Annotated in this window: 4 protein-coding genes; 1 reads left to right on the top strand and 3 read right to left on the bottom strand. The window is 59.8% G+C overall.

Annotation, left to right across the window (positions count from 1 at the left end):
* Positions 1–185 precede the first annotated feature (185 nt).
* Together V7Q10_RS13015 and V7Q10_RS13010 are read right to left on the bottom strand one after the other, a co-directional pair.
* Positions 186–2,162: an oxidoreductase gene (locus V7Q10_RS13015; protein WP_333869543.1), complete on the bottom strand. Its 1,977-nt coding sequence runs from the start codon at positions 2,160–2,162 to the stop codon at positions 186–188.
* A gap of 109 nt (positions 2,163–2,271) precedes the next feature.
* Positions 2,272–2,823 carry a TetR family transcriptional regulator gene (locus V7Q10_RS13010; RefSeq protein ID WP_333869542.1) on the bottom strand — a complete coding sequence of 184 codons (552 nt, stop codon included), beginning with the start codon at positions 2,821–2,823 and terminating at the stop codon, positions 2,272–2,274.
* Positions 2,824–2,929: 106 nt separating this feature from the next.
* On the opposite strand from V7Q10_RS13010, the gene V7Q10_RS13005 reads away from it, so the two are divergent.
* Positions 2,930–3,706, top strand: a complete 777-nt coding sequence (locus tag V7Q10_RS13005) for an SDR family NAD(P)-dependent oxidoreductase (protein WP_333869541.1) — start codon at positions 2,930–2,932, stop codon at positions 3,704–3,706.
* A 262-nt stretch (positions 3,707–3,968) separates the two neighbouring features.
* On the opposite strand, the gene V7Q10_RS13000 is transcribed toward V7Q10_RS13005, so the two are convergent.
* Positions 3,969–7,079, bottom strand: coding sequence for an efflux RND transporter permease subunit (locus tag V7Q10_RS13000; RefSeq protein WP_333869540.1), 3,111 nt, complete (start codon positions 7,077–7,079; stop codon positions 3,969–3,971).
* Positions 7,080–7,083 lie beyond the last annotated feature (4 nt).

Below are 7,083 nucleotides of genomic sequence, written 5' to 3'. Positions count from 1 at the left end.
AAAACGCGCGACGCGCCCCGCCGGAATGCCACGATTTTAATGATGCTGCCCGACGGCACCAGACCAAAACGGCGCATCCGGCGTGATCTTGGTGTGCCCAAGGCGCAAGACGACGAAGCCCCTCACCCCTAAGTTTCCTCGGGGCTTAGGCGCTGCCATCTGCCGCAAGCTTTGGTAAGGCAGGGTTAAAGCGAAAGCGCCAGCTTGCGGCCTTCGTGAAAGGCATAGGCGGCCAGCCGTGGCGCAGTGCAATCGCCGATGCGGTGGGTGGTCTTGCCGGGAAAACTGGCTGGAAACGGATCAAAGGCGCGGTTGGTTGTCGCCATCACCAGCGCCGAGGTCGGCAGCGTTTCAAGCGTTTCGGTCAGCATATTGCGCAGGGTGACGCCATTGCCGTGCCATTCGGCGATACAATGTTCGGTCAGCATCCGAACCCCCAGCTGCGCCAAGCGCCGCCGCACCGCCCCATCTGCCGCAGTGCGGGCGATCTCTTTGCCGACAAAGGCTTCGGGGGTGACAAGGATCACCTGCTTGCCCTGCTCGGCCAAGGCCCAAGCCGTGCCGACGCCGCGCCAATTCGAGCCTTCGTCGTAAACCACCACCGAATCGCCCATCCGCGCCTCGCGCCGCAACACCGCTTCGGGCGACCAAACCCCACCCAGATCAAGGCCGGGAAGCCGCGCAAGATGCGGCATCCAGCGCTGAAACCCGGTCTCGTCGGGCTGCGACCCTGTCGCCAAGATCACCACCTCGGCCGGATGTGCGGCGATTTCGGCCTCATCCAGATAGCAATTCAGCCGCAGCGTGACGCCAAGCTGGGTGAATTGCCGTTCATACCAATCCAGCAAATCCAAAATCTGCGCCCGTCTGGGCTGCAAACCGGCCAGGCGAAACTGCCCGCCAATCAGGGATGAGGCTTCAACGATTTCAACATGATGCCCCATCTCAGCCGCTGCCCGCGCGGCCTCTAGACCGGCGGGGCCCGCGCCAACCACCAAAACCGACTTTGCCACAGAGGCCGCAACAAACCGATCGCCGCCCCATTCAAATTCGCGCCCAACCGAAGGGTTGATCAGACAGGAAATCCAGTAGTCGCGGCTTCTGCGCCCCCAACACATCTGATTGCACGAAATGCAGCCGCGAATATCCTGCACCCGTCCTTCGGTGGTTTTGCGCGCCAGATGCGGATCCGCAATCTGGCCGCGCACGATCGAGACCAGATCCGCTTGGCCACTGGCAAGGATGGCTTCAGCGTTTTCCGGTGTCCGCACGCCGGCTTCTGATGTGATAACCGCATGTTTTACAACGGCTTTCAACTGTTCGGTCAGCGGCGTTGTCAGCTTTTCGCCATGGGTGAACGGCGGGATAATGCCTTCAAACTCCAGATAGCTGCCATAGCCGCAGGTGACATAATCCAACTCTCCGGTCGCATCGTGTAAAGCGATGATTTCACAGAGGTCTTGCGCCGAAAGCGTCACCGAATAGGCGGGGGAATAGCTGATCGCCAAACCGATGATAAAGTCTTCGCCGCAGGCGCTGCGGATATTTTCGATCAGCATCCGCGAAAATCGGGTGCGGTTTTCCAGACTGCCGCCCCATTGATCGGTGCGGCGATTGCTCCAGGGGGTCCAGAATTGATCCAGCAGGGAATGATAGGCGGCCCAGACCTCAACCCCTTGAAACCCTGATTTTTTCGCGCGGATTGCTGCGGCAAGATGCGCCTCTAGCAGCTCCAATATCTCGGCCTCGGTCATCTGGTGCGAGCCGTCAGAGTCGTGATAGCTTGGCCCGCCCGAAGGCGACCAATGCGGCGCAAAGCTCAGGTCGGAATCGCCATGCGCACCGATGTGATAAAGCTGCTGACAAATCACCGCGCCAGCCTGTTTAACCTTTGCGGTAATACGCTGAAAATGCGGGATAATCTCGTCAGAGCTGTGCAAAAGATTGCCGCGCGTCAACACCCCTGTGGCATGCACCGGCACCGGTTCGGTCACGATCATGCCCGCGCCACCCAGCGCCCGTTCCAGCAGATAGGCCTCCATCCGCGGCCCCGGCAGGCCCATATCCGACATGTTGTTGGTATGAGCGCCAAAAACGATACGATTTCGCAAGATGTGGTTGCGCAGTTTAAGCGGTGCAAGCAGGTGGCGATGCTGGGTCATGCGATCCTCCGGTTGCCTTAGCCTAGAGCCAAGGTCCGATCCGGCGTGAGCCATCAGGGCGACATTTCACAGTCTGGAACCGCCACTCTGTCCGCCAAACTTCGCGCCATCAAGTGGCGGATTGCACTGCAGTCTGGCCCAAAATCATCATCTGCGCCCTAAGATCGTCCAAGGATGTATCCGTCAGCCCTTTGACTTGGAAGTTTTTGCGGATCAGCGCAAACCCAAAAAGCACCGCCAACAACATAGCTGCCTTTTCCTCAGCACGCACACCCCCCAGTTTTTCGGCAAGGGGCGTCGCAATCCCTTGCTGCACAAAAGCGCGGATTTTATCGCCCATCACGGGATCAAGCACATTTGCCAAAAGCAGTGTGAAAGGGTTCACCAAATCGGTTTGCGGATTATAGGGCTGGGTAAAACTTTCGACGGCCTTTTCCAGCAGGTTTTCGCGATCACAGGCAAGAACGTCCCAAGCTGGAATATCGGCCAGCGTTGCTTCGAACAATCCCTGTTTGCCGCCAAAATAGCGCGAGACCAGTGCTGCATCGACCCCCGCCGCACCGGTGATATCGCGCACCGAGACGTTCGAATACCCCCGCGTCCAGAACAGGGCGCGTGCTGCCTGTAGCAGTTTTTCTTTGGTCGAAGGTGTCTTTGTCATGGGTTCTGTTTAGGGGGTTTGAAAATGGTGGTCAACATATGTTGACAGCCGACATTTAGGTCTTTAAAGAGGCGTCAACACTTGTTGACAATTACTGGAGAAGAGCATGTCAAATACCGCCCTCATCACCGGCGCATCTTCGGGCATTGGCATGGAGTTTGCGCGATACCACGCGCAAAAAGGCGGTGATCTTGTGATTGTAGCCCGCCGCCAAGCACCACTCGAGGCGCTGAAACGCGAGCTTGAGGCGGCCCATGGCGTGCAAGTGACGGTGATCGCTCAAGATGTTGGCTCATCCGAGCAGGCGACCGACCTTTTCAAGGCGGTGAAAGCCAAGGGGATCGACGTCGATATCCTGATCAACAATGCTGGCTTTGGCGGCTTTGGTGGGTTTTTGGACCGCGATCTGGCGAAAGACCAAGCCATGATTGATCTGAATATCGCGGCACTTGTAAGCCTGAGCCATCATTTCGGCAAGGACATGAAGGCGCGAAACGGTGGCAAGATGTTGCAGGTTTCCTCCACCGCCGGTTTTCTGCCGGGGCCCTATCAGGCGGTTTATTACGCCACAAAGGCTTTTGTAACGTCGTTCAGTCAGGCGATTGATCAAGAGTTGCGCAAAGACGGCATCACCTCGACAGCACTTTGCCCGGGCCTTGTTCACACAGAATTTGTCGCCTCGGCGGATCTTGAGGGCACTGGTCTTGCAAAGCAAAAAGGCGCGACAGCGGCCTCTGTCGCCAAATGCGGCTATGATGCGATGATGAAGGGCGCGTTGATTGCGATAAATGAGCCGAGCCTGTCCTTCATGATGAATTGGTTAATCCCCTTCTTGCCGCGCCGCAGCGTGCTGAAGATGATCGAAAAGATGCAGACCAAATAATCGCGGCAATTTAGCGTCCCCACTCCCCGTCAGGCTCGGCAGGTGCAGAATGGTTTGAACAGGGTCGTTAAGGACCCTCGTTACGACTGAGAGAACTTCCGAGGGGGCAGGTCAGTTGCGCTAGCGAATTTTAAGCAATCTGAGCATTGATAGGCTGACGCAAACAGGCGTGTCATCCAAAAATCTAACCCGCGTGCCTATTCTGCACCCAAGACCGCTTGCCGCGTAGGGTCTTACCCTAAGGGCGGCCAGCGCAGGGCAGCTATTGCACCGCTTCTGCCTTGGCGGCCAGCAGTTCGCGTTGCAGCTCGACCTCTTCATGCGAGCGGGCTTTGGACAGGCCCGCCAGCAGCAGATAGGTCGCGGGCGTCAGGTAAAGCGTTGAAATCGCGGCAAAGCCCAAGGCCCCCACCACCACGGCCCCCATGGCTGCGCGCGCCTCGGCCCCGGGCCCTGCGGCCAACAAAAGCGGCAGCGCGCCAAGAATGGTTGACAGCTTGGTCATCATGATCGGGCGCAAGCGCACCTGACTGGCCTTTTCAATCGCCGCGCGCACGCCGTAACCCTCGTCTCGCAGCTGATTGGCAAATTCCACCACCAAAATCCCGTTCTTGGCCATGATGCCGACCAAAAGCACCAGACCGATCTCGGAATAAACATTCATCGACCCGCCGGTCAGCAGCAGCGCAAAGACCCCGCAGGCCATGCCAAAGGGCACCGTCACCATGATGATCGCGGCCGAGACAAAGCTTTCAAACTGCGCCGCCAGCACCAGCAAGATCACCAGTGCGGCAAAAGCAAAGGTCGTGGCCATGCCATTGGCGTTCTGGCCAATCGTCGCGGCCTCGGCCATCGGCATGATCGCGACGCCCTCGGGCAGCTTGCCCGCAAGCGCTGCCAGCGCCTGCGCATAGCCATCGCCAATCGCAAAACCGTCGCTTAGCGAGGCGGTGATGGTGATCGCGCGCTGTTGTTGTTCGCGCGACAGCGCCGGGGCCGCCGCCGATTCCTTCACCGTCACAAAAGACGACATCGGCACAAAGCGCCCGTCGGTGGTGCGGGCAAAGATATTGGCCAGATCGGTGGGATCATTCACCGGCTGCATCGTCGATTGCAGATAGACCGGATAGGTGGTGTCACCCAGATTGATCGTGCCCACCGATTTGCCATCCAGCATCGATTGCAAGGTGGTGCCCAGACCGCTGACATCAATCCCCAGCTGATCGGCGCGTTGGCGGTCGATCTGCACCTCGACCTGGGCTTGGCTTAGATCATAGCTGCTGCGAATATTGCCAAAGCGGGCCTCGGCCGACAGCGTGTCAACCGCCACATCCGCCGCCTTAGCCAAAGCGTCGTAATTGTTGCCCACCAGCGCAAATTGCAAACCATTGCCACCGCCGCGCACGCCCAAGGAATTGGGCTGCACCGCAAAGGCCCGCACCCCCGGCACCTGAGCGATCATCGCATTGATTTCAGCAGCAATCGCCTGCTGGCCACGGCTGCGCTGATCTTCGGGCACCAGCCCAATAAAGATAAAGCCGCGGTTGGTGCTGCCGCCAAATCCGGTGATCGAGAACAGGTTCTGCACCTCGCCGCTGGCCTTCAGCGGTGCCATCAGCGCCTCGATCTTGTCCAATTGCGCGTTGGTATAGCCAAGGCTTACATTCTGCGGCGCCTGTACGATCAGGAAGATCGCCGAGCGGTCTTCGGGCGGGGTCAGCTCTTGTTTCAGGCTGGGATAGGCGAAAAAGGCCGCAGTCGCAAACAGCCCCGCCGCCAGCAAAACCGCCAAGGGCACCTGCAAGGCGCCGTGCAAAGATCGGCCATAGGCCCGCGTCAGCGCGCCGCCCAACCGGTCCAGCGCGCCGATCTTCTCAGAAGGGGTCTGCGTCAGCGCCTTGGCCGCCATCATCGGCGTCAGCGACAGCGCCACCACAGTCGAGACCATAACCGCCATCGCCAGCGTAAAGCCAAACTCGCGAAACAGCCCACCCACCTGCCCCGGCAGGAAGGAAATAGGCACAAACACCGCCACCAGCGTGGCCGAGGTTGCCAGCACCGCGAAATAGACCTCTTGCGTGCCCATCACAGCCGCGGCCCGCGCGCCCATGCCCTGCCTGCGCAGCCGCACGATGTTTTCCAGCACCACAATCGCGTCATCCACCACCAGACCCGTGGCCAAAACCAAGGCCAGCAGCGTCAGGATATTGATCGAAAACCCCGCGAGATATATCCCCGCCAAGGCCCCCGCAAGCGCCACCGGCATCGAGATCGCAGGAATAAGCGTCGTGCGCCAATCGCGCAGAAACAAAAAGATAATCGCCGTCACCACCAGCACAGAGATCACCATCGACCGGATCACCTCACTGACCGCGCCCTGAATAAAGATCGCGTCATCCGAACTGACCGCAATCACCACCCCTGCGGGCAAGATCGGGCGCAGCTCGTCCAAGACCTTATGGATGCCTTGCGAGATCTGAATGGTGTTGGATTGCGCTTGGCCGATCACCGACAGGCCGACGCCGGTCTTGCCCTGCGCCTTGATCCTTGTGCCCGAGGGGTTGGCGGCCAGAAACACCGAGCCGATATCCTCTAGCCGCACGCCGTCTTTCAGCGTCAGCGCGGCGATTTGTTCGGGGGTCACCACTTTGGAGGTGGCGCGCACGATGATGTTTTGATTGGTGGCGTTCAGCGTGCCTGCGGGGGTATCGACCGCAACCAAGGCCAAGGCTTTGCTGACATCGGCCAAGGTCATGCCGCGCGCGGCCAAGGCGGCGGGGTTGACGTCAACGGTGACAATCTGCGCCGCATCGCCTTGCACCTGAATATCGGCCACCCCCGCAACCGCGCGCAGACGGTCCACCACCAGCGCATTGACCAGATCGGTCAAAGGCCCCAGCGACATGCTGTCCGAGGTCACCGCCAAGCGCATGATCGCTTGGGCGTTGCTGTCGGCCTTGACCACCACCGGCGTGCCCGCATCATCGGGCAGATCACGCACCGCGCGCGACAGCGCATCCCGGGTGTCGCTGGCCGCGACGTTGATATCGACATCGGCCGAAAACTCGACCGTGGTGCGGCTGGATCCATAGCGCGAGCTGGACGACACCCCCGTCACGCCCGAAACCCGCGCCGCAGCGCCTTCGATCACCGCTGTGATCTCGGTATCCACCGATTGCGCCGAGGCGCCGGGGTAATCGGTGGAAATCGTCAGCACGGGGCGGCTGACATTGGGCAATTCTTGCACCTGCGTGCCCATCAGCGCCGCAGCCCCCGCCACCAGAATGATTGCGTTCAGCACAAAGGCCAGCACCGGACGGCGCACGAATAAGGACGCAAGTGCAGCGCCTTGCTGGCTTTCAGATTTTGCCATGCCC

This window comes from Cypionkella sp., from assembly GCF_036782355.1.
Classification (GTDB): domain Bacteria; phylum Pseudomonadota; class Alphaproteobacteria; order Rhodobacterales; family Rhodobacteraceae; genus Cypionkella.
The sequence above is the reverse complement of the archived record's forward strand: the minus strand, read 5'-3'. Positions and strand labels throughout refer to the sequence as shown.